The 19,982-nt window shown below is 67.7% G+C and carries 28 protein-coding genes; 21 read left to right on the top strand and 7 right to left on the bottom strand.

From position 1 onward, the window contains the following. Nucleotides 1-29: 29 nt before the first annotated feature. Nucleotides 30-728: an HAD family hydrolase gene (locus ACM6LU_RS06650; RefSeq protein ID WP_414936651.1), complete on the top strand. Its 699-nt coding sequence runs from the start codon at nt 30-32 to the stop codon at nt 726-728. Here the strand turns inward: ACM6LU_RS06650 and ACM6LU_RS06645 are convergent. Further along, nucleotides 725-1,219, bottom strand: a complete 495-nt coding sequence (locus ACM6LU_RS06645; protein ID WP_414936650.1) for a hypothetical protein — start codon at nt 1,217-1,219, stop codon at nt 725-727. The genes ACM6LU_RS06650 and ACM6LU_RS06645 overlap by 4 nt on opposite strands. A 33-nt stretch (nt 1,220-1,252) precedes the next feature. Then, nucleotides 1,253-1,717: a helix-turn-helix domain-containing protein gene (locus ACM6LU_RS06640; protein ID WP_414936649.1), complete on the bottom strand. Its 465-nt coding sequence runs from the start codon at nt 1,715-1,717 to the stop codon at nt 1,253-1,255. A 177-nt stretch (nt 1,718-1,894) separates the two neighbouring features. On the opposite strand from ACM6LU_RS06640, the gene ACM6LU_RS06635 reads away from it, so the two are divergent. The 13 genes from ACM6LU_RS06635 (at nt 1,895) to ACM6LU_RS06575 (ending at nt 9,921) form a co-directional block, all read left to right on the top strand. Next, the gene (locus tag ACM6LU_RS06635; protein ID WP_414936648.1) at nt 1,895-2,134 is read left to right on the top strand and encodes a helix-turn-helix domain-containing protein; all 240 of its coding nucleotides are present in this window, start codon (nt 1,895-1,897) and stop codon (nt 2,132-2,134) included. Continuing rightward, on the top strand, nt 2,131-3,036 hold the full coding sequence (locus tag ACM6LU_RS06630; RefSeq protein WP_414936647.1) for a YqaJ viral recombinase family protein: 906 nt from the start codon (nt 2,131-2,133) through the stop codon (nt 3,034-3,036). The genes ACM6LU_RS06635 and ACM6LU_RS06630 overlap by 4 nt, the downstream gene beginning before the upstream one ends. Continuing rightward, entirely contained in the window at nt 3,033-3,839 is an 807-nt protein-coding gene (locus ACM6LU_RS06625) for a recombinase RecT (protein WP_414936646.1), read from the top strand. Before ACM6LU_RS06630 ends, ACM6LU_RS06625 begins: the two co-directional genes overlap by 4 nt. After that, nucleotides 3,836-4,009: a hypothetical protein gene (locus tag ACM6LU_RS06620; protein WP_414936645.1), complete on the top strand. Its 174-nt coding sequence runs from the start codon at nt 3,836-3,838 to the stop codon at nt 4,007-4,009. Before ACM6LU_RS06625 ends, ACM6LU_RS06620 begins: the two co-directional genes overlap by 4 nt. Beyond that, a complete protein-coding gene (locus ACM6LU_RS06615; protein ID WP_414936644.1) occupies nt 3,988-4,332 on the top strand; it encodes a hypothetical protein in 345 nt (114 codons plus the stop codon). Before ACM6LU_RS06620 ends, ACM6LU_RS06615 begins: the two co-directional genes overlap by 22 nt. 166 nt (nt 4,333-4,498) lie before the next feature. Beyond that, entirely contained in the window at nt 4,499-4,738 is a 240-nt protein-coding gene (locus ACM6LU_RS06610) for a hypothetical protein (RefSeq protein ID WP_414936643.1), read from the top strand. Then, the gene (locus tag ACM6LU_RS06605) at nt 4,735-5,619 is read left to right on the top strand and encodes a helix-turn-helix domain-containing protein (protein ID WP_414936642.1); all 885 of its coding nucleotides are present in this window, start codon (nt 4,735-4,737) and stop codon (nt 5,617-5,619) included. The genes ACM6LU_RS06610 and ACM6LU_RS06605 overlap by 4 nt, the downstream gene beginning before the upstream one ends. Beyond that, nucleotides 5,616-6,131: a hypothetical protein gene (locus ACM6LU_RS06600; RefSeq protein ID WP_414936641.1), complete on the top strand. Its 516-nt coding sequence runs from the start codon at nt 5,616-5,618 to the stop codon at nt 6,129-6,131. Before ACM6LU_RS06605 ends, ACM6LU_RS06600 begins: the two co-directional genes overlap by 4 nt. Nucleotides 6,132-6,147: 16 nt before the next feature. Beyond that, nucleotides 6,148-6,483: a hypothetical protein gene (locus ACM6LU_RS06595; protein WP_414936640.1), complete on the top strand. Its 336-nt coding sequence runs from the start codon at nt 6,148-6,150 to the stop codon at nt 6,481-6,483. Then, nucleotides 6,480-6,989: a WhiB family transcriptional regulator gene (locus tag ACM6LU_RS06590; protein WP_414936639.1), complete on the top strand. Its 510-nt coding sequence runs from the start codon at nt 6,480-6,482 to the stop codon at nt 6,987-6,989. The genes ACM6LU_RS06595 and ACM6LU_RS06590 overlap by 4 nt, the downstream gene beginning before the upstream one ends. Nucleotides 6,990-7,667: 678 nt before the next feature. Beyond that, nucleotides 7,668-8,507 carry a hypothetical protein gene (locus ACM6LU_RS06585; RefSeq protein WP_414936638.1) on the top strand — a complete coding sequence of 280 codons (840 nt, stop codon included), beginning with the start codon at nt 7,668-7,670 and terminating at the stop codon, nt 8,505-8,507. Between the two features lie 27 nt (nt 8,508-8,534). Next, nucleotides 8,535-9,257 (top strand): hypothetical protein, encoded by a 723-nt coding sequence (locus ACM6LU_RS06580; protein WP_414936637.1) that lies wholly within the window; start codon nt 8,535-8,537, stop codon nt 9,255-9,257. Between the two features lie 175 nt (nt 9,258-9,432). Beyond that, nucleotides 9,433-9,921, top strand: a complete 489-nt coding sequence (locus ACM6LU_RS06575; protein ID WP_414936636.1) for a helix-turn-helix domain-containing protein — start codon at nt 9,433-9,435, stop codon at nt 9,919-9,921. Here the strand turns inward: ACM6LU_RS06575 and ACM6LU_RS06570 are convergent. Next, complete coding sequence (locus tag ACM6LU_RS06570) at nt 9,918-10,394, bottom strand: hypothetical protein (protein WP_414936635.1); 477 nt, start codon at nt 10,392-10,394, stop codon at nt 9,918-9,920. The two genes, ACM6LU_RS06575 and ACM6LU_RS06570, sit on opposite strands and share 4 nt — an antisense overlap. Before the next feature lie 29 nt (nt 10,395-10,423). On the opposite strand from ACM6LU_RS06570, the gene ACM6LU_RS06565 reads away from it, so the two are divergent. After that, a complete protein-coding gene (locus ACM6LU_RS06565; RefSeq protein WP_414936634.1) occupies nt 10,424-11,677 on the top strand; it encodes a PBSX family phage terminase large subunit in 1,254 nt (417 codons plus the stop codon). 538 nt (nt 11,678-12,215) lie between these two features. Here the strand turns inward: ACM6LU_RS06565 and ACM6LU_RS06560 are convergent. After that, complete coding sequence (locus tag ACM6LU_RS06560) at nt 12,216-12,494, bottom strand: hypothetical protein (RefSeq protein ID WP_414936633.1); 279 nt, start codon at nt 12,492-12,494, stop codon at nt 12,216-12,218. 33 nt (nt 12,495-12,527) lie between these two features. Here ACM6LU_RS06560 and ACM6LU_RS06555 point away from each other — a divergent pair, with 33 nt between their 5' ends. Then, complete coding sequence (locus tag ACM6LU_RS06555; RefSeq protein WP_414936632.1) at nt 12,528-14,063, top strand: phage portal protein; 1,536 nt, start codon at nt 12,528-12,530, stop codon at nt 14,061-14,063. On the opposite strand, the gene ACM6LU_RS06550 is transcribed toward ACM6LU_RS06555, so the two are convergent. Further along, the gene (locus ACM6LU_RS06550) at nt 14,040-14,348 is read right to left on the bottom strand and encodes a hypothetical protein (RefSeq protein WP_414936631.1); all 309 of its coding nucleotides are present in this window, start codon (nt 14,346-14,348) and stop codon (nt 14,040-14,042) included. The genes ACM6LU_RS06555 and ACM6LU_RS06550 overlap by 24 nt on opposite strands. A gap of 84 nt (nt 14,349-14,432) precedes the next feature. Between ACM6LU_RS06550 and ACM6LU_RS06545 the strand changes: the two genes are divergently transcribed. Together ACM6LU_RS06545 and ACM6LU_RS06540 are read left to right on the top strand one after the other, a co-directional pair. After that, entirely contained in the window at nt 14,433-16,499 is a 2,067-nt protein-coding gene (locus tag ACM6LU_RS06545) for a phage minor capsid protein (RefSeq protein WP_414936630.1), read from the top strand. Then, the gene (locus ACM6LU_RS06540; protein WP_414936629.1) at nt 16,487-16,753 is read left to right on the top strand and encodes a hypothetical protein; all 267 of its coding nucleotides are present in this window, start codon (nt 16,487-16,489) and stop codon (nt 16,751-16,753) included. Before ACM6LU_RS06545 ends, ACM6LU_RS06540 begins: the two co-directional genes overlap by 13 nt. Here the strand turns inward: ACM6LU_RS06540 and ACM6LU_RS06535 are convergent. Together ACM6LU_RS06535 and ACM6LU_RS06530 are read right to left on the bottom strand one after the other, a co-directional pair. Further along, nucleotides 16,711-17,217, bottom strand: a complete 507-nt coding sequence (locus ACM6LU_RS06535; RefSeq protein ID WP_414936628.1) for a hypothetical protein — start codon at nt 17,215-17,217, stop codon at nt 16,711-16,713. The genes ACM6LU_RS06540 and ACM6LU_RS06535 overlap by 43 nt on opposite strands. A gap of 411 nt (nt 17,218-17,628) precedes the next feature. Continuing rightward, complete coding sequence (locus tag ACM6LU_RS06530; protein WP_414936627.1) at nt 17,629-17,844, bottom strand: hypothetical protein; 216 nt, start codon at nt 17,842-17,844, stop codon at nt 17,629-17,631. Nucleotides 17,845-17,976: 132 nt separating this feature from the next. Here ACM6LU_RS06530 and ACM6LU_RS06525 point away from each other — a divergent pair, with 132 nt between their 5' ends. The 3 genes from ACM6LU_RS06525 to ACM6LU_RS06515 are packed head-to-tail and all read left to right on the top strand — an operon-like array spanning nt 17,977 to nt 19,966. Next, entirely contained in the window at nt 17,977-18,660 is a 684-nt protein-coding gene (locus ACM6LU_RS06525) for a hypothetical protein (RefSeq protein ID WP_414936626.1), read from the top strand. 29 nt (nt 18,661-18,689) lie between these two features. After that, entirely contained in the window at nt 18,690-19,682 is a 993-nt protein-coding gene (locus tag ACM6LU_RS06520) for a major capsid protein (protein WP_414936625.1), read from the top strand. Further along, complete coding sequence (locus ACM6LU_RS06515; protein WP_414936624.1) at nt 19,682-19,966, top strand: hypothetical protein; 285 nt, start codon at nt 19,682-19,684, stop codon at nt 19,964-19,966. Before ACM6LU_RS06520 ends, ACM6LU_RS06515 begins: the two co-directional genes overlap by 1 nt. Nucleotides 19,967-19,982: the final 16 nt, after the last annotated feature.

Genomic DNA, 19,982 nt, shown 5'->3' with positions numbered 1-19,982 from the left:
ACAGGTCGCCTCGGCCTAGGGTTGGGGGTGTGGAAGCGGTGATCTTCGATCTCGACGGTGTCCTGGTGGATTCGGAAAAGATGTGGGACGAGGTCCGGCGGGCGGTCGCCCACGAGTTCCACGGCACCTGGCGTGACGAATCGACCAGGGCGATGCAGGGGATGAGCACCCCGGAGTGGGCCGCCTACCTGGCGCACGACCTGGGCGTTCAGCTCCGCCCGGCGGACGTCGCGCAGGTGGTGATCGAGCGGATGGCGCGGCGGTACGCGGAGAAGCCGCCCATCATCCCGGGCGGACCGGACGTCGTGCGCGAGGTCGCGAAACACTGGCCGGTGGCGATCGCGAGTTCGTCGCCGCCGCTGCTGATCAAGGCGTTCCTGGACATCACGCGGCTACCGGTGCCGACGGCGGTGTCCTCGGAGCAGGTCGGCGCTGGGAACACCAAAACCCGGAAATTGCACACCAACGGAGTAACGCTCGAAGGCAAAGGCAAGCCAGCACCAGATGTGTACTTGTACGCCGCTGACCTGCTAGGAGTCGCCCCGGAGCAGTGCGTAGCGGTCGAGGACTCCACCAACGGATTGAAGGCTGCCCTTGCGGCAGGTATGACGGTCTACGCGGTCCCCAACCCGCACTTTCCACCCGACCCCGAGGTACTCAAGCAAGTCACGGTGCTGTCCAGCATCACCGAGCTACCGGCGGCATTGCACGCCCTGCCCAAGTCTTAGCTCGCCGCGCGCCGCCGAAGCTGCCGCGCCGCATACCGCCGCAGGTCACCAAGCGACCGCGCCGACTGGCCGCGGGTCCGCTTGCCGACCTCGCGATGTTCCAGCACGGAGAGATCACCCAACCGGACGTAAAGTGTGCGCGGGTCTACGACGAGCTGTTCGGCGATCTCGTCGGCATCATCCGACCAGCGCACAGCGTCGACGAGTTCCGGAACGATGATCAGCCGACGAGCGGCGATGGCGTGCACGCGCCGCTCAAGCCTGCTGTCGAACCAGCCCACTCCGCAGTAACCGAGCACGTCGTCGCGCCGCTCATGGTGGACGATTTCGTGCGCGACCGTGCACCTCGCCTCGACCTGATTCAAGATCGGGTTAAGCCGGATCCGGCCGCCGCGGTAGTCGCCCCAGCCCCGGACCGAGTCGGACTCGACCACTTGGACACCGAGCGCCAAAGCGTGCTTCGACGGTTCGTAGACTCGTCCCCATTCCAAACGTTCCTCCCCTTCGCTACCCGGGGAGTCAGCTCAGGCGCCCGTCTCCGGGCCGGGCGGGTCGGGCAACTCAGCATCGCTCGCCCATGCCCGTTCTTGTTGAATCCTCAACGGCTCCCTATCTGGGTTGTCGGCAACCAACTGGAGCCGGTTAGCCGTATCCCGTGTGGGATGAGTCACTTCCAAACCTTCGAGATCTTCCCGAATGTCGTTGAACCTCACCCGGATCTCGTCGAGGAGTTCGTCAACGCTGTACGTCGAGAGCCCCTGGCGCGCTTCGTCGATCGTGAGCACGCCGGCAGCCGCAAGCAGGGGAACGAGCGGAGTGTCGAGCGCCCGGGCGACGGCTCGCGCGTTGGCTATCGCCGGTGGTGAGCCACGGTGCCGCCAGTCCGAGAGCCGACTCTCGGAGACTCCGGATGCCCGGGACAGGTCGGCCGGTTTCCAGCCACGCTCAACGAGAAGCGAGTCGATGTAGCGCCACCACGTGTAAGCCATAGCGCCCATCTTACTTCCATGCGCGGAAGTAGTGACATATTGACCTTCGTATGTCTTACCTGGTACTTCCGCGCACGCAACCGTTGAAACTCGTTCGCGTTCGCCTCTAAGGTCGATCTTCCGGGCAGAAATCTTCTGCCCACGGAAGTAGGTCAGGGGAGGCCAATGTCCGTCAGAGTGCGCATCCGTGTCGATGCGCTCGACAAGATCGCAACCGGCCAGGGTCTGAGAACGCGGTACGCCATCGCGAAGCGTCTCGGCGTCTCACAATCCACGGTCGGCAGGGTGCTCGACGGCGAGCAGTTGCCGGGTAATCCGTTCATCGCCGCCACGCTCGCCGGCCTGGCTGTCTCGTTCGACGCCGTGTTCGAGGTCGACGACAGCGACCGGCCCACCGCCGAGAGGGCCGTAGCGTGAGCGCGGCCGCGAAGCGCATCGGCACATTCGAGCCGGGATCGCCGGCGTGGACTGCCGCTCGTGCATCCGCGCTCGGCGGCTCCGAGATCGCCGCAGTGCTCGGCCTGTCGCCGTGGGAGAGCCGGTTTTCGCTATGGCACAAGAAAAAGGGTTACACCGGTGCGGAGGTCGACAACGACGTCATGCGGTGGGGTCGGTGGCTTGAGGAACCGATCGCCCGCGCGTTCGCCGACGCGCACCCGGAGTACCGAGCGCGCCGGACGGGAACATGGGTGAGCCGGTCGCGACCGTGGCAGCTCGCCACCCCCGACCGGCTGTTGTCCACGTTGACCGAGCGGGCGCTGCTCGAGGTCAAGACCGCGCACAACGCCGACGAATGGGGCGAACCCGGTACCGACGAGGTGCCGATCTTCTACCGGACGCAAGCGCTCTGGCAGCTCGACACGCTCGGTCTGTCCCGCGCACACCTGGCCGTGTTGATCTCCGGGTCGGACTACCGCGAGTACATCGTCGACTGGAATATTGCAGAGGTTTCCGTGCTCCGCGACGCCGCCCGCGAATTCCTCGACACCGTCGAGCGCGACGAGCGCCCGAACATCGACGAGCACACCGCGACCTACCGCGCAGTGCGTGCGCTGCACCCGCTCATCGACGACGTCGAGGTCGAGATCGCCCCGACGCTCGCCGAGCGCTACCGGGCCGCCGTCGCCGAACACAAGGCCGCCGAGGACGCCAAACGTCGGGCCGCCGCCGAGGTACTCGACGCGCTCGGCTCCGGCCGGCGCGCTGTGGTCGCCGGCGAATCGATCGCCATCCGTGTACCGGGCAGCGGCGATGCCTTGCCGTTCCTGCGCCTGTCTCCCGTTCCGTCAACACCGCAGAAGGTGAGCGCCGCAGCATGACCACCCAAACCGTCACATCAGCCGTCGCCCAGCGGGACAACTCGCCGACCGCGCTCGTGCGCAAGTACCGCACCGACTTCGCGACCGTGCTCCCCAGCCACATCAAACCCGAGACCTGGCTGCGCATCGCCACTGGCGCCCTGCGCCGAAGCACTCAACTCGCGAACGCCGCGGAGAAGAACCCGACATCGTTGCTCGTCGCGCTCCTCGACGCCGCACGCAAGGGCCTCGAGCCGGGCACCGAGCAGTACTACCTCGTGCCGCGCAAGACCAAGCACGGTCCCGAAGTCCTCGGCATCACCGGCTATCAGGGCGAAGTCGAACTCATGTACCGCGCCGGCGCGGTGTCCTCGGTCAAGGTCGAAGTGGTCCGCGAACACGACACGTTCGCCTACAACCCCGGCGAGCACGACCGACCGGTGCATGAGATCAACTGGCGTGCCGACCGCGGCGACCTGGTGCTCGCCTACGCCTACGCAAAGATGCGCGATGGCGTGATCAGCAACGTTGTCGTGCTCTCCGGCGAAGACATCGCCGTGATTCTGTCCAAAGCTGAGGGTGCCGACTCGCCGTACTCGCCGTGGCAGTGGAATCCCAAGGCGATGTGGCTCAAGTCGGCCGCGCACCAGCTCGCGAAGTGGGTACCGACCAGCGCCGAGCGCGTCTGGCAGCCCGACGGGCCGCCGCCCGAGACGCCGCCGGCCGCGCCGGTCACCCTGCCCACCGCCGAGGACGTCGTCGACGCGGAGGTCGTCGACGACTGGCCGGCCGCGCCAACGGATGCCGCGGACGGTGAGCGATGACCGCGACCAGCGCGAAGGGCTCCGAGGTGATCGCCAACCGGACACCAGCGCGACTAATCCGCGACCTGTCCGGACACCGCGATCTGTTGGCGGATCTGGCCGAGTGGGCGCGCGAGATCCGGTCGCGTCCGTGGGAGGGATCCACGCCATGGCCGACCAGCTCGCCCTAGGGTTCGCCGACCGGCACGCCGGCCAAGAGGCCAACCTCGCCGCCGCGGTCGCCGTGAACCGCGACTACCGGGCCGCCGCCGAGACAGCAATCGCCCAACTGGTCCGCGACGGCAGGCCGTTCACCGCCGAAGACGTCCGCAAGGCCGTCCCCAAGGACGTCGAACCACACTCGCCGAACGTCTTGCCGTCCGTACTCGGTACCTGGGCCGCGCGTCGGCTGATCGTGCCGTGCGGCGAATACCGCAGCCGCCGGCGAAGCCGCCGCGCAAGCCGAAACCGGGTGTGGATCGCGCAAAAGGAAGCTCTTACGCCGATCGAGTGAAAGTGGCTCGCTGTGCCATTTATGGCACAAACCGCACTGAGGCGGTCTTAGCGTTCCTCGCACTCGCATTTTTTAAGCCCTGCAACAACTTATTGCACGTCGCAAACCAGTGGCGGGCGCGGTGAAGCGCGCCCGTGTCCGCCGCTGCGCCACCCCAGGGGGACACGTGATCATCGAATTTCCCAGCACCAGGACCGCGGCAGCGCCCGTGCGCAAGCTCGACGCGCTCGCCGTCGAGGCCGCGCTCAACGGCCGACGCACGTATGACGAGTTGCACCCACGCGAGATGTTCGAGGTCGTCCGGATCGCTCGTCGGCGCGGCGACACCCTTGACCAGGTCGCCGAGTTGCTCGACACCGATTTCTTCATGGTCGCCGACGAGTACGACGCTGCGGTGGATCGATGAGCGTTCAGGCTGTGCGTTGGGCCGCCGAGCAGCAGGCCGGCGCGCCCATGCCGAAACTCGTGCTCTACGCGCTCGCCGAGCACGCCAACCGCGACGGCTACGCCACGACGTCGCTCGGCACCCTCGCCCGCGAGACCGAAGCATCCCGACGGACCGTCATGCGCGGACTTGACGCGCTCGTCGAACGCCGGTTGATCGCACGCACCCGACGTCAACGGGGCACCGGCGCAGACACCTCAAGCGAGTACCGGCTCATGATCCACACGCCCGGCACCCGTGACTCCGTGACACCCCCGACGGGGGGCCACACCGACTCCCCTGGGGGCCAGAACGGCACTCCCCCCGAGTCAGGGCGGCACCCCGGGAACGTCGGACAGACACCCCACGTGGGTGTCACAGCGACACCCCAAGGTGAACCGGAACTACAGAACCGAACTACGGAACTAAGCCATCACGCGCGCCCACGTACGCGAGGCACCGCCACGCCCGCCGAACTCTCGGCCACTGCGTCCCGGCCCGACGCCTACCGCCTGGTCACGTCCTGGCACGACCAGACCGGCGCCGCCTACCGACCGGCGATGATTCGCGCGCTCGCCAAGCAGGCTGACGGCATCCTGCGCGACGGTGGCGCCCTGGTCCCGCTGCGTGCCGCACTCGACGAGTGGGACCGCCGACCGGACGCTCGGCCCGGTCTGCTGCCACACCTGTACGACGACGCGGTCAAGGCCACCCGGCGCGCCGAGCGGCCGACAACTCGTTCACCGGCGCCGCGCAGTGTCCGAGGCGAGAAGGTCCGCGGATGGCTCGCGCTCGCCGCCGAGTCCGCCCCTGCCGATGCCGAACCGGTCGAACTGCTCGTCGCCGACGGAGTCCAGTCATGAACCGCACAGCGGTCGCCGCGCTGCTCGGCGCCGCCTCGGCCGTCGACCCGAAAGTGCCCCAACCCGATCCCGACGTGCTCACCATGTGGGCCGGCATCCTCGACGACGTTCCGGCCGACATCGCTGGCGCGGCGGTCCGCGAGCACTACAGGCACAACGGCGAAACCGTCATGCCAGCCGACATCGTCGAGTACTGGCGTGCCGTTCGCCGTGACGCCGCCGAGCGCCGACACACCGCCGAGTTGCGAGCGCGTGCGATCGAGCGCCGACCCGACCTGCGTGCCATTCGCGACGGCGTCGCCCGCGTCACCGCGGCACTCGCCATCACCCGGGGAGCCGACCCCGAGTACGCCGAGGCCGAAGTCGAGGCCCGCCGCACCTACCTCGCCGTGGCCTGCGCCTGGTGCAAGGCCCAGCCGGGGGCACCGTGCACCGGCCCCGGTGGCAAGCCACTCAGCAAGAAGCCCGCACACGATGCCCGGCTCGCCAGCGCACTCACGACCACACGCTGAACACCAGGGGGAACCGATGAACAACCACGACGACGAGACCGCACACGCGACCGGTCGCCGGCGCCGCCGCGCGCACGCGCGCGTCGACACCGGCTCGGTCGACACTTCCGGTGAAGGGCGAGCCAAACCGGCGCCGGTCAACTCTCCGGCGCTCGAGCGGCTCGCCGCTTTGCTTCGCCAGGCCGGCGAACGCGCGCCGGACGTCGTCGACGGCGACCTCGGCCGCCGGCTCGGCATCGCGTTCGAGGGGCTCGCCCGGCAGCCCGGTACGGGGTTGCTGCCCTACCGACTGCACCGCCTCGCCGAGACGGTGCTTGCCGCGCCGCTGCTGGTCGATAAGGCGCCCCAGTGACCCGCCGGCCGTCGTGGCGTCTGCGCGCAGCGTGCCGTGGGCGCCTCGACCTCGACTTTATCGACCCGGCCCACGAGCAGGTCGACCAGTGCCGCGCCGTGTGCGCCGAGTGCTCGGTGCGAGAGCTGTGCCTCGCCGGCGCGCTCGCCTCCGGGGAAGCGTGGGGGATCTGGGGAGGACTCGACGCCGACGAGCGGTCCGCAGTCGCGGAACAAAGCGGACACCCCGCCCCCGCCGTTCGGCCGGCGCACGGCACGAACGCCCGGTACGCGAAGCACCGGTGCCGCTGCTCGGCGTGCACCGCGTCGCACGCCGAGTACGAACGCGAGCGCCGCGCCCGTCTCCGGGCTCGCCGCAGCGGCACGGTCACGCGCGCGTATGTGCTCGCCGAGCCGGTCCGGTGCGGTCGCACGTGGACCGGCGCCGGTCAGTACGTGCTAGCGCTGCCCGGTCTCCCGATCCCGGCCGAGGCCAAACTCGACGAGCCGCTCGGCGCGGTCGCATAACGGCACCGCCGTACGTTTCCGCAGCTCGCGAACAGCGGGAGCTTTTAGATAGTTCGTGTAGCCTTCCCCCCGTTCGTAAGTGGCTTGCCACTTACGAAGTGAGGCGGCCGAGTCGGCGGTGCTATGAACACCAACCGACCCGGCCACCAAAGTGGGTTACCTCCGCCCGCGCAGCGTCCTAGCAGCCAAGCGGAGAATCCCGGCAAGCGGCCTTGTCCATGTGGCAAGGCCGCTTATGCCGAGGGTGTCAGCCGTCCAGCCGACCGCATCCACCCCCAACGCCAACCCGTCAAGCAAGTCGGGCAGGCCGCGCCGTGGTCTTTCGGGAGGCATCCCAGGCCGGTCGTGCATCGCATCCTTCCTCGTTCTCGCGCAGCCCTTCGGATGTCGAAGAAACCTCTGCGCGGGAGCGTCGATGCACCTCCCTGTGCGGGAACGCTGCGACACGATCGACCGTCGCCATTAAAGGGCGCACAATCGACTTCGTGCAAACCGTCGCAAAGTCGGGGGGACGTCGCGCGCGGGCGCGCTCGCGCGCGCGCTTCTCGGTAATAACTACCAGGACTTGACTGGAAAGAAGCACCAAATCACTCGTGATTTTTATCTCTTTTTGGCGAGCTGAGATAGGCGAATAACACGCCCCCGGACGGTGACACCGGCGGCTCCACGCTTGACTACATGATCACCACGTGCGCCGGCCCGTTCTGCGCCAACGCCACCACCGGCGGCACGGTGTGCCTGTCGTGCCTCGGCCGGCTCCGGTCCGACCTGGTCGACGTCGCCGAGCTCGTCGACTACCTCGAGGACACTGTCGCCCGACTCGCCAACACAGGGCCCCCGCGGGTCGGCTCGCGTCCGGCCGAGACCGGTCTACCGTTCAACGTCGGCGCCGCCGAGGTCCGCGACGTCGTGCACAACGTGCTCTCGACGTGGGTACGGGACCTGTGGGAGACGCACGGCCTACGCCAGTCGGTCCCGACCGGCGAGACCGCGCCGGACGGCTCGACGCTCACCGTCGCCGAGCTGGAACCGCTCGACCTCGACAACACCGTGCCCGAAATGGCCGCATGGCTACGCCGACACCCATCGTGGGTCGAATACCACCCCGCCGGCGGCGAGCTGGTCGACGAGATCGGCGACGCCGTCGAGCAGGTCCGCCGCGCCATCGACCTCCCACCGGCGCGCGTGTACTGCGGGCCGTGCCCCGACTGCTCGGCCGACCTCTACGCCCGACCCGAGCGAGCAGTCGTCGCGTGCCGCGAGTGCGGGATGCACCATGACGTCCAGGCCCGGCGTGAGAAGCTGCTCGACGCCGTGCGCGACGTTCACGCGACCGCGGCGGAGATCGCCCGCGCATTGCCGAAGCTGCTCGGCCGCGAACTGTCGGCGAACACACTGCGCACATGGGCACGCACCGGCAAACTCGCCAAACGCTCACCCAACGAACACGGCCGACCGCGGTACCGCGTCGGCGACGTCATCGACCTAGCCATCATGACACCAACGCGAAGCCGATAGGTCAGAGTCGAGCTACGCTCACTGACCATGGCTGTCAGAGCGTGGCTGAGTGGACGACCATCCGATCTTGAGACAGTCGCTCACCACTTCGGAGGCGGAGACCCAGCCGTAACGTCCAACGAGAACGGCACCTACTACCTCGCCTCAAAGTCCCTCAACGGACTATTTGAAATGGGATCCCAGCTATTTGAGGCCGCCAAGAAAGAACTGACGCTGATTAACGGCATCACGCGAGTGCTCGACAGCGAATTCCGACCCGTTGACCTGACCGGCAAATTTGAGAGCGATGGAAAACAACATGCGATCGTATTTGCGCAGGCCGCACTAGGGTCTTTCGGGGCACTGAACGCCACAGCCGTCGCAACCGGTGCCGGTACCGGCGCCCGCAGGCCGTCTCCAGCATCTGACCTGCTCGCCGCCGCACGCGAACACTCTGACGCAACCGAAGTATTGGCACTTCTCTTGGGCGAAAATGACGTCCTCGACTGGTTCAGACTGTATAAGATTTTTGAAGTAATCCGAGAAAACGTCGGCGGTCAGCATGAGCTGATCGGGAAAAAGTGGAAGACAAGGCAGGAAATTAGCGCCTTTACTGTTTCGGCCAACTCGCCGCATGTGAGCGGCGGCGCAGCGCGGCATGCCCGCATGCCCCCAGGTGCCCCGCAGCACACCATGACGGTTCACGAAGCGCGAGCTATGATTGCCGATCTTCTGGTGTCCTGGCTGAAGTGGTTGGCTCCATCGAATTAGCCCGACGCACAAACCGCGGCCCTCGGCAAGATCGTGTAACCCGCGAACCGGCCGGTTGTGCTTAAACTGGCGATTGGCAGCGGGAGAGCTATACCCACACCACGATCTGACAGCCCCGGACCACCCTCCCCCCTCGGTCCGGGGCTGTCTGCTGCTCCAGGACGAGGTGATCACCTTGCCGCGCAATCTGATCACCGAAACCGACCGGGAACGCGTCCGCGAGCTGCACACCGAGGGCAAGACCCGCAACGACATCGCCCGGGAGATCAACCGCTCGCCATCCACGGTTACCGGCATCTCCCGCGCGCTCGGCCTGTCCTTCGACCGCTCGGCCACTGCCGCCGCGACCCACGCTCGCCAGGTCGACAACCGGTCTCGCCGCGCCGACATCGTCGGCCGGCTCTACAGCCGCGCCGAGCGCATCCTCGGTCGCCTCGAGGCCGACCAGTACACGTTCACCGCGACCACGATCAACGGCATTGAAAGCAAGGCGCTCGACCACGTCCCAGCCCCGGACGAGAAGGCACTCGCGAGCGCGATGTCGACCCACCTAAGTACAGCGGCCAAACTCGAGCAGGTCGACGCCGATACCGGCGCCGAGGGCGCTCGGTCGATGCTTGACGGGCTTGCTGTCGCACTCGGTATCGTCACGGGTACGACCTAGTCAAGCGGAGTGCGCAACTTGACCGAGTACGGCGACTGGACTTTCTCAAGGCCAGCCCTGATGTAGCCCTGAGTTGTTACCTTTCCGATGAGTCGGCCCTTGGCCAAGTCATGCCACTCCTGCGCCGTCGTGAAAGAAGTTTGGAACTCCTCCCCTGGCTCTAGTCGCTTGGGGAAGTCCGTCGCTCCTGATTCGGCGAGCTTCGCAACTCCATAGATCATGACCTCGCTGGTCGGCTCACTAACGTCGTGAAACTCGAGGCCGACCTCGTTGATCGTGGTTGCGACTCGACCGACGTTGGTCGCTACCACGATGACGTGGTGTTCTTCCTCATCGCCGTTGTACTCGTCCGCTTCGTCGAGGCGGACCACAACCTGTGCAACGGTCTTCCTCCAGACGGTCACTTGCCATCCAACCGACGCAGCAGAGACAAGCAAGGCAAGGCACGCCAGGACGAAACTCGCTACCGCCATGACACCGGATGCTACGGCGGGGTGAGTACATGGCCGCTCACCTCCCGCTTTCGACGGCGCAAGTCGAGTCGATGCGCGAGTCGCGTGCCCGAGTGAACATCTGGTCGGGCGCCATCCGCTCCGGCAAGACCATCGCGAGTCTGTTGCGCTGGTTGATCTACGTCGCGCACGCGCCCCGCGGCGGGCAACTCGTCGTCGTCGGGCGCACCCGCGACTCGGTCGCGCGCAACGTGTTCGCGCCGCTGCAAGACCCAAGCTTGTTCGGCGCGGTCGCCGAGCACGTCAGCTACACCGCCGGCGCGCCGTCCGGCTGGATTCTCGGCCGGCAAGTGTTCGTGCTCGGCGCCTCGGACAGCAAGGCCGAGAAGGTTCTGCGCGGGCTCACCTGCGCCGGTGCGTACGTCGACGAGGTCACCGTCGTGGCCCGCGATTTCTTCAAGCAGCTCTTGGGCCGCATGTCCGTTCCCGGCGCGCAGTTGTTCGGCACCACCAACCCCGACAACCCCGCGCATTGGCTGAAACACGACTACCTCGACCGGCTCGCCGAGCTACCAGACTGGCGTTCGTTCGCGTTCACCCTCGACGACAACCCCTCGTTGTCCGCCAATTACCGCACGAGCATCCGCCGCGAGTACACCGGTCTGTGGTTCCGCCGCTTCATCCTCGGCGAGTGGGTCGCCGCAGAGGGCGCCGTGTTCGATATGTGGGACCCCGACCGACACGTCGTGCCCTGGGCCGAACTGCCTGAACTGCGGCGCCTGCTCGCCGCCGGCGTCGACTACGGCACTACGAACGCAACCGCAGCGCTGCTGCTCGGTCTCGGCGCCGACGACCGGCTGTACCTGGTCGACGAGTGGCGCCACGATCCCGCGCACGCGCGAACCCGGCTCACCGACTCCCAGCTCGCCGCCGGCCTGCGCGAGTGGCTCGACCTCGACCACCACCCGCGGCAGCAGGGCCGCCCCGAGTTCGTCGTCGTCGACCCCGCCGCAGCGTCGTTCCGCGTGCAACTCCAGTCCGACGGCGTGCTCACCCAAGCCGCCGACAACGACGTCGCCTACGGCATCCGGACCGTATCCAGCCTGCTCGCCGAGGATCGGTTGCGTGTGGCCGACCGATGCCGCGGCTTCATCGCCGAGGTACCCGGCTACTCGTGGGACGACAAAGCGACCGCCGCCGGCGAGGATAAGCCGATCAAGATCGCTGATCACTCACTCGACGGCGGCCGCTACGCCGTGACGACTACCGAGGCGCTCTGGCGGCCAGCCCTGCTTGCCGCCTGACTAGAAGAGCACACCTCTGCATATGTCTACGGCGCCTGAAGACGACGCTTTACGGGCGGAGCAATGCGGACGGCAGAAGCTGTTGCAGCACCGATGATTGCCACGATGCCGACAGCGGGAGTCCCGAGCCAAGTTAGCAAGCCCGCCAACAAGATGATCACGACCAGCAACAGCGGCTTCTGCCAGTCCTGCGGACGTGAAAGCACACCAGAACACACCAAGTTCATCATCCTTTAGTTCAGTTACGGGCGGACAATTTGTGTCGGGCAGCACCCCAACGAGACATGATGCTGCCCGACCAGAGCGACGTATTGGTGCACCGACACACCCAGAGCTTCGCGACGTCCCACGCCAAGGCGGTCGTTTCAACTACGGTGCTGTAGAGCTGTCTACATCTTGTAGACAGCCCGTGACCTGTGGTTCTGTTAACGGGCGGACATCACTTGTCGCACATCTCGGCCCCTCGCCTGCACGCGAGGGGCCGAATCAATTTTGCGTTGCCGCTGCCAGTTGTTTGGCGGCCGCTATGCCGTGACGACTACTGAGGCGTTCTGGCGGCCTGCTCTCGCCGCCGCTTGAACACCGGGTACGCCTCCGGCTTGCCCTGCTTGTCTTGTCCGACCGCCCACTCGGACAAGACCCACCCGGCGCGCTCGATCGCCTCGATCTGCATGGACCAGTCGGCGACCTCGCCAGACAAGAAGTGGTGCGTCGCCGGCCAGTTCAGCCGAGCGGCGAAGAAGTACCGGCCGGCCGCGAACGCGTCTTGCGCCTCCTTGGCGATGTTGTCTGCCTTGGCCTGCTTGATGAATCCCACGTTTCTCCCTGCTCCGGTGAAAGGGGGTACGTCATGCCGTCTTCCTGGCCTCCCCCGCCGTTCGACGACGCGCACGCGCGTATGCGCGAGTGGGATGCCTGGTACACCGGCGATCCCGAGCGGCTCGTCGAGGTCTACACCGGTGACCGCCGGCGCGCCGTTACACCCCGGCTGCGGCCGTCGACCTACCGCGGCGGCCTGGTGGGCGGGCTCGCCCGGTTCTTCTGGGGCCGGCCGATCCCTGCCGGCCAGACGCGACAGCGGTTGCACGTGCCTCTCGCCGCAGACATCGCAACTGCCTCGGCCGACCTCCTGTTCTCCGAACCGCCCCGCATCGTCGTCGGCGACACCGCGGCACAGGCCCGGCTCGACCTCGCGCTCAACTCGCCGGCGATGCACTCGCGGTTGCTCGAGGCGGCCGAGATCGCCTCGGCGCTCGGCGGCGCCTACCTGCGCGTGGTCTGGGATGCCGACGTGGCCGAGCACGCCATGCTCGACGCCGTCCACGCCGACGCCGCGGTGCCCGAATGGCGCTGGGGCGAGCTGTCCGCGGTCACCTTCTACACGCGCGTGCGCGTCGACGGGCCGGCCGTGTGGCGCCACCTCGAGCGCTACGAACCGGGCCGGATCGTGCACGCGCTGCACGTCGGCACCGAGACCGAACTCGGTCACGTCGTGCCGCTGGCCGAGTCGCCGGCGACCGAGTGGGCGGCGCCGCTGGTCGACACCGAGGGCAGCATCGCCACAGGTACCGGCCGGCTTGTCGCGGCCTACGTGCCCAACGTCCGACCTAACCGGGTGTGGCGCGGCACCCCGCAACTCGCCCCGCTGGGCCGGTCCGACTTCGACGGGGTCGAAGGTCTCTTCGACGCGCTCGACGAGGTCTACACGAGTTGGATGCGCGACGTCCGGATCGCCAAGGCCCGGCTACTGGTGCCCACCGGGTACTTGCAGGACAACGGCGCCGGCCGCGGCGCGAGCTTCGACGAGGACCGCGAGGTCTACACCGAGTTGAACGCGCTGTCGCGCGGCGGCTCGGACACCCTCACCGTCTCCGCACACCAGTTCGCAATCCGGGTAGCCGAGCACCGCGACACCGCCGAAGACATCACCCGGACCGCGCTCCGCGCCGCTGGCTACTCGCTGGCGACCCTCGGTGACAACGACGGCGACGCTTCGATCACCGCGACCGAGGTAACCGCCCGCGAGAAGCTGAGCAACCGCACCCGCGACAAGAAGGCGCGCTACTGGGCAACCGGGCTCGCGCACATCTCCGCCGCGCTGGTCGAGATCGACCGATACGCGTTCGGCGGCACTGCGACAGTGTCCGAGCTGCCCAAGGTCGAGTTTCCCGACCGGACGCAACCCGACCCCGAAGCGCTCGCGCGGACGGTGCAGGCGCTCGGCGCGGCCGAGGCCGCCTCGACCGACGTGCGGGTACGGATGGTTCACCCCGACTGGGACGACGACCAAGTGCGCGCCGAGGTCGCCGCCATCCTCACCGAGTCCGGCCGGACCGTGCCCGACCCTGCCAAGTTCGATGGATCAACGGTTATGCCGCTTGAGTGAGAAGAGAACAGCTCCGGCAATCAACGCCATAAAGGCGCCCACTATCAGCAGTTCAGTCCATTGCTGCGCCGGCAGCAATCTGATTTGGCACGAACCTGTGTCCACCGAGGTGTAGCCGCCACCACCCATACCTCCGCCGAGTACGGAGCCGCAAACTCCATCGCTGCCTTGCCGGGTGAACCCGAAAACCAAGCCTGCAAGCAGCGCGACGGCGCCAAAGCTGCTTAACAGGGCATCCATTCTGAATTCCGGCTTGACGCTCTTTGTCTGCTCACTTTCGACCATTGCACCCTCCCGTGGCTTCGCATGACGTGAGGTAGTCGACCTTCTACCAAAGCGCGTTACAAGTGGGGTTGGAGGCGCGCGGCCGTGTGGGTTCCTTCTGCCGAAACAACACCGGCTGACGTTGTTGAGCAGCTCGCCGCGGACATTCTCGCCCTGTACACGCAGGCCGAGGCGCGGTTGCTCGGCGACATCGCCCGCCGGGTCCGCGCTGGCCAGAACGTGCCCGAGTGGGCCGCGCAGAAGGCCGCCGCGGCGCGTGAGCTTCGGATCGCCGCTGAGCGGATCGCTACGCAGGTCACCGGGCAGGGAGGCCAGGCGGCCGTCGATTCCGTGTTCGCCGCGTGGCAGGCCGGCGCCGAGCAAGGGCTCGCGCAGCTCGCCGAACTCGGCGCGCTGTCGTCCGAGCAGCTCGAGCAGATCGCCGGCGTAGTGCCCGGAATGCAGGCGGCCACCATCCTCGCCGCGGACCTCACCAGCCGACTCGAGGCTCTGCCGCTGCGCGTCTTGCGCTGGCAGCAGGACGCCTATCAAACGGCGGTCGCCGCCGCGGCGCCCGATCAGTTGCTCGGTACCGGCACGATCCACTCTGCGCAGCGCGCCGCGTGGGACCGACTCGCCTCCCAAGGCGTGACCGGGTTCGTTGACCGATCCGGCCGCGGCTGGAACCTCGCGAGCTACGTCGAGATGGCCGTGCGCACAGCGACCGGGCGCGCGTGGAACGACGGGCACCTCGCCCGCATGGCCTCCGCCGGCGTCGAGCTGGTCACGATTACCCGCTCGCGCCATGCCTGCCGGCTCTGTACCCGCTGGGAAGGGCGCGTGTTGGCGTTGTCCGGTGCGGCCGGCGAGCGCCAGGTCGAGCACACCCTCACCGACGAGACAGTCACCATCGACGTCGCCGCCACCGTCGAGCACGCGCGGCTCGAGGGGCTCATGCACCCGAACTGTCGGCATCAGTTCGTGCCGTACCTGCCCGGGGTGACCAAGCTCGACGAGGTCCGCGAGCACGACGCCAAGGCCGAACAAGACCGCGAAGACCTGCGCGCGCTCGAGCGCAAGGTGCGCCGGAACAAGCGCAAGGCCGCGGCCGCGCTCACCGACGACGAGCGCCGCGCAGCCGAGCGTCGGGTGCGCGAGACGCAAGCCGAGATCCGCGAGCACGTGAAGCGGACCGGACTCAACCGCAAGCGCTACCGCGAGCAGGTCAACCTCGGACACGGTGACCTCCGGGCCGCCGAGCGCCGGCGCGACCAGCTCGCCGAGACTGTTTCCGACGGAAACACCGAGCAGAACCGGCTCGACGCCATCGCCGCCGAACAGGCCCGCCGGCGCGAGGCCGAGCGGCTCACCGCGGAGAAGGCCGCGGCCGACAACGCCGTCGCTGACGCGCTCGCCGCGCAGCAGCGCACGCCTGCCGAGTTGTCCGACGAAGAACTCGCCGTCGCCGACCGGGTATTCGCCGAGCGCGCCGAACTGCTCGGCAAGCCCGGACAGGTCAGCCGGACGCAACAGGCCGTACGGGACGAGATCGCACGCCGGGCCGCGCCACCGGCCGCGCCGGTCGACCTGAGGGAGCTGTCCGACGAGCAGCTCGGCGACCGGCTCGCCGAAGTCGGCGACGACGAGGACGCCGTCGAGGCTGTAATCGCCGAGCTGGAGCGTCGCGAAGCCGACCGGCAGTACGCCGACGCGGTCGCCGACGATCCGGAAGCCGAGAAGTGGGCCGAGGTCGACCGGCTCGTCGAGACCGGCCTCGACTACGAACAGGCGTACGCCGAGGTGTTCGACAAGGACGTCGAGAAGATGCGCCGCGAGGACGCCATCGCCCGGTTTCGGCGCGAGGGCTACCGCGGCCGCGGGTTCGACGAACTCGCGCGCGCCGCCTACGCCGACCGACTCGAACGCGACTACTTCGCCGCCGAGGCATCAACCAACGGGTTCCTTCTCACTTCAGAAGGCCAGCGCGCAGGGCTGGACCCGCGGAACCTGTGGCGCCAGAACGAAACCTACGCCCGCCGCTGGGCATCCGAGGAGCTAAAACAGTGGTGGGACGAAAACGGTAGAGTGACATTCGACCAATTCGTCGCCGAGCAACTCGACGGCGGCAACGGCGAACGGTTCCGCACCGGGGGTGAGTCGTGGCTGCAATAACGGCCGAGCAGGTCCGTGCCGCTCGCGACCAGGGCTACGCGGCCGGCTACGGCCTCGCGCCACCGACGCCGAACCCTTACGCGCCAACGCATACGCCCGAGTGGCTCGGCCCGCGGACGCCAGCCGAACGCGCCCGCCGGGAGAACGCCGAGCGCGGACCGCTCGCGCTCGCATGCGTGTGGCGCCAGGGCTACCACAATGGACAAGCCGCCTACGCTGCTGATCGAGGCTTGTCCTCGATGTCAGACCCGTGAGTGCTGCCGATCGCAATAGAGTTGCGACTCCTGATCTTCTTGCCGGCTGCAAGATACGCGTAGGCAACACTTTTCTGAGCTTGCCTCTTCAGAACGTCATTGACGGCGTTCCATGTCGATATGACGTCGATGTACTCGATGCCACACAGGAGTTTCTCGCCCGATTCGAGGCGCTTCGGCAAGGTGTCGCCCACAACTCCCCCTTGTGGCACGTACAGCGTCACGCCTGGCGCGACTTGAAGCTCCACTCGGTCCACCGTGATTGGAGTCCTGCCCTTATTTCGGACGGTGAACAGGACACCAAAGTAGTCGGCGTTATGTATTTGCATCACGGTGTCGCGCAATACCTCGGGTGGCGTATTAGGTGGGTAGGACACCATAACGCCCGACGTGCGATTGCCGCCGCCGACGCTGATCTCGACGGCAGCACGACCGCCAGCCGCACCCATGAGGCAATCGCCCACCCAAGACTTCCAGCACCGGCGAGGGCGCCAATGATCGATAAGACGAACGCCGCAACTGTCATAACGGACAGTCGCGATAAGGCGCACGGTCGTTACCTCGTGTTCCGACCTGTGACCCCATAGGACACTTCGACTACCCGCCAATCTCAACAGGGGACAGCGTGAAGGCGCCCGGCTATGCAGGAAGCCCCGGTTTCGCCTTCACACCGCGGCCAGGCAATCCGGCTCGCCACTGCTCAATCTCGGACAGCCGCTCCGAAGCCCATCCTGGCGTGGCGTCGACCAATACATCCGGCAGCGGGAACGGATGCGGCGATTCCATCGGATAGCGCTCGCGCCACTTGTTGACAGCTGAGCGACTCACTCCTAGCCGTTCAGCCACCCCGGAAGCGCCGAGGTACCGCCGCGGGTTCACGCGAGCACCGGCTCACCGATGACGTCGTCGCGCGCGAAGAGCGCACCGACAGGTTCCGGCCAAGGAAATGATTCCGGCTCGGCCACCGCGCGCTCGGCCTGGACTTCGGCGCACGCATCCCAGATGTCAACCTGACCCGCGATCTGGTCGGCGATGTGCTTACGCAGTGCCTCGGCCTCGAGCAGCGGGCCGATCTCGAACAGTGCCTGCATTTCGCCCCCTATAGTTTGTCGCCGTTGTTGACAACCTTAGATCCCATCTGCAGAGAATGTCAACAACGCGGACACCCCGTTTCCTCGGCCAGGCACCGAGTTTCCCACCCCACGACCGCCCAGGAGGCAACCGTGTCCGCACCCATCACCCCGGCCGGCGCTAGTGCTCCCGCCGGTGAACCGACCGGCACGCCCGGCGAACCGAGCGCCACCGGCAAGCCCGCGACCGGTGAGCAGCCGTCGGCCACCGCCCAGCCGAGCGCGCCGGCGCCGGCCAAGCAGGGGGCGGCAGCGGACGAACTTGCCGCGCTGGACCCGGCGACGCTGGCGAAGATGGTGCGCGACCTGCGCACCGAGAACGCCGGGGACCGCACGACCGCGAAGACGAAGGCGGCCGACGAGGCACGGCAGCAGCTCGCGCAGGACATCGGCAAAGCCCTCGGCCTGGTCGCCGGCGACGACGACAAGGCAGACCCGGCCAAGTTCGCCCAGCAGGTCACCGCCGAACAGCAGCGCACACGCGCCGCCGCGGTCGAGCTGGCCGTGTTCAAGTCCGCTGGCCCGCTCGGCGCCGACCCTGCCGCGCTGGTCGACTCGCGCGCGTTCGTATCGGCGGTCGAGCAGCTCGACCCCACCGCGGCCGACTTCGCCGACAAGGTCGGCGCGGCGATCACCAAGGCCGTGACCGACAACCCGAAGTTGCGCGCCGCCGGCCAGGTGCCACCGCGCAGCAGCGGGCAGCACGCCGGCGGGTCCGGCGAGAAGCCCGCCGCGAAGTCGCTCACGGACGCCATTTCCCGCCACTACGGCAACTGACCACTTAGGAGAGTTCCATGCCCGTGACCTTGGCCGAGGCCAAGAACAACGCACAGACCGACTACGACCCGGCCGTGATCGACGAGTTTCGGAAAGAGTCGGCGATCCTCGACTCGCTGATCTTCGACGATGTCGTCAACCCCTCCGGCGGGGGCGCGACGCTCACCTACGGGTATCGTCGGCTGATCACGCAGCCGACCGCGGATTTCCGCGCGCTCAACGCGGAGTACGCGCCGCAGAACGTCACCACCGCCCCGTTTTCGGTCAACCTGGCCGTGCTCGGTGGCGCGTTCGAGATCGACCGGGTTATCGCCAAGGTCGGCCCGGCCGCGTCCGCCGCGGTGTCGCTGAACATGTCACAGAAGATCAAGGCCGCGAACACCCGGTTTCAGGATGCGGTGATCAACGGCGATACCGCTGTCGAGACCAACGGTTTCGACGGGCTCGACAAGGCGCTCGTGGGCTCGACGACGGAGTTTCGCGCCGGCCAGGTCACCGACTGGACTGACTTCGACACCAACGCGCGCGCCGAGCACAAGGCGCTCGACGCCGTCGACGAGTTTCTCTCGCTGCTCGATGGCGCGCCGTCGGTGGTGATCGGCAACGCGAAGTCGCTTGCCCGGGTTCGGGCGGCCGCGCGCCGCGCCGGCATGTACACCCGCGACCCGGTCGAGGGGCTGATCGGCGTCAACGGCCGGCCGGTGGTCCGCGAGACCTACGGCGGGGTGCTGCTCGTTGACGCCGGCGCCAAGGCCGGCACGAACAACCCGATCGTGCCGATTCTCGGCCGGACCGTCGGCGGCACCGCCGCGACCGGGCTCACCGACCTTTACGCCTACCGCGTGGGGCTCGACGGCTTCCACGGGGTCGCGACCGTCGGCACGCAGCTCGTCGAGAGCTGGCTGCCCGACTTCACCCTCGCCGGCGCTGTCAAGAAGGGCGAGGTGGAGCTCGGCCCGGTCGCCGTCGCGCTCAAGGCCACCAAGGCGGCCGCCGTCTTCCGCAACATCAAGGTGCAGTGATGCCACGACACATCATCGAAACGCCCGTCGACGGCTACACGGGCACCGTCGCCGGCGTCCGGTTCATCGCTGGCCGCGGAGAGACCGACGACGAGAACGCGCTCGCCTACTTCCAGCGGCACGGCTACACCGTGACCCCGGTCGAGGACGACATCGAACCCGCCGAGCCGGACGTCGACGACCCGCCGACCGACACCGCGCCCGCCAACGAGACGCCGGCCGAGAACCCGCCGGCCGAGCCGGAAGGGACGAAGCGCACCAGCCGTCGCACGCCGGCGAAGTAGCCGCCGCGGCCGGCGC

It is taken from the genome of Amycolatopsis sp. cmx-11-51 (genome assembly GCF_047608665.1).
Taxonomy (GTDB): domain Bacteria; phylum Actinomycetota; class Actinomycetes; order Mycobacteriales; family Pseudonocardiaceae; genus Amycolatopsis.
This window is presented reverse-complemented; position numbering and strand designations above follow the sequence as displayed.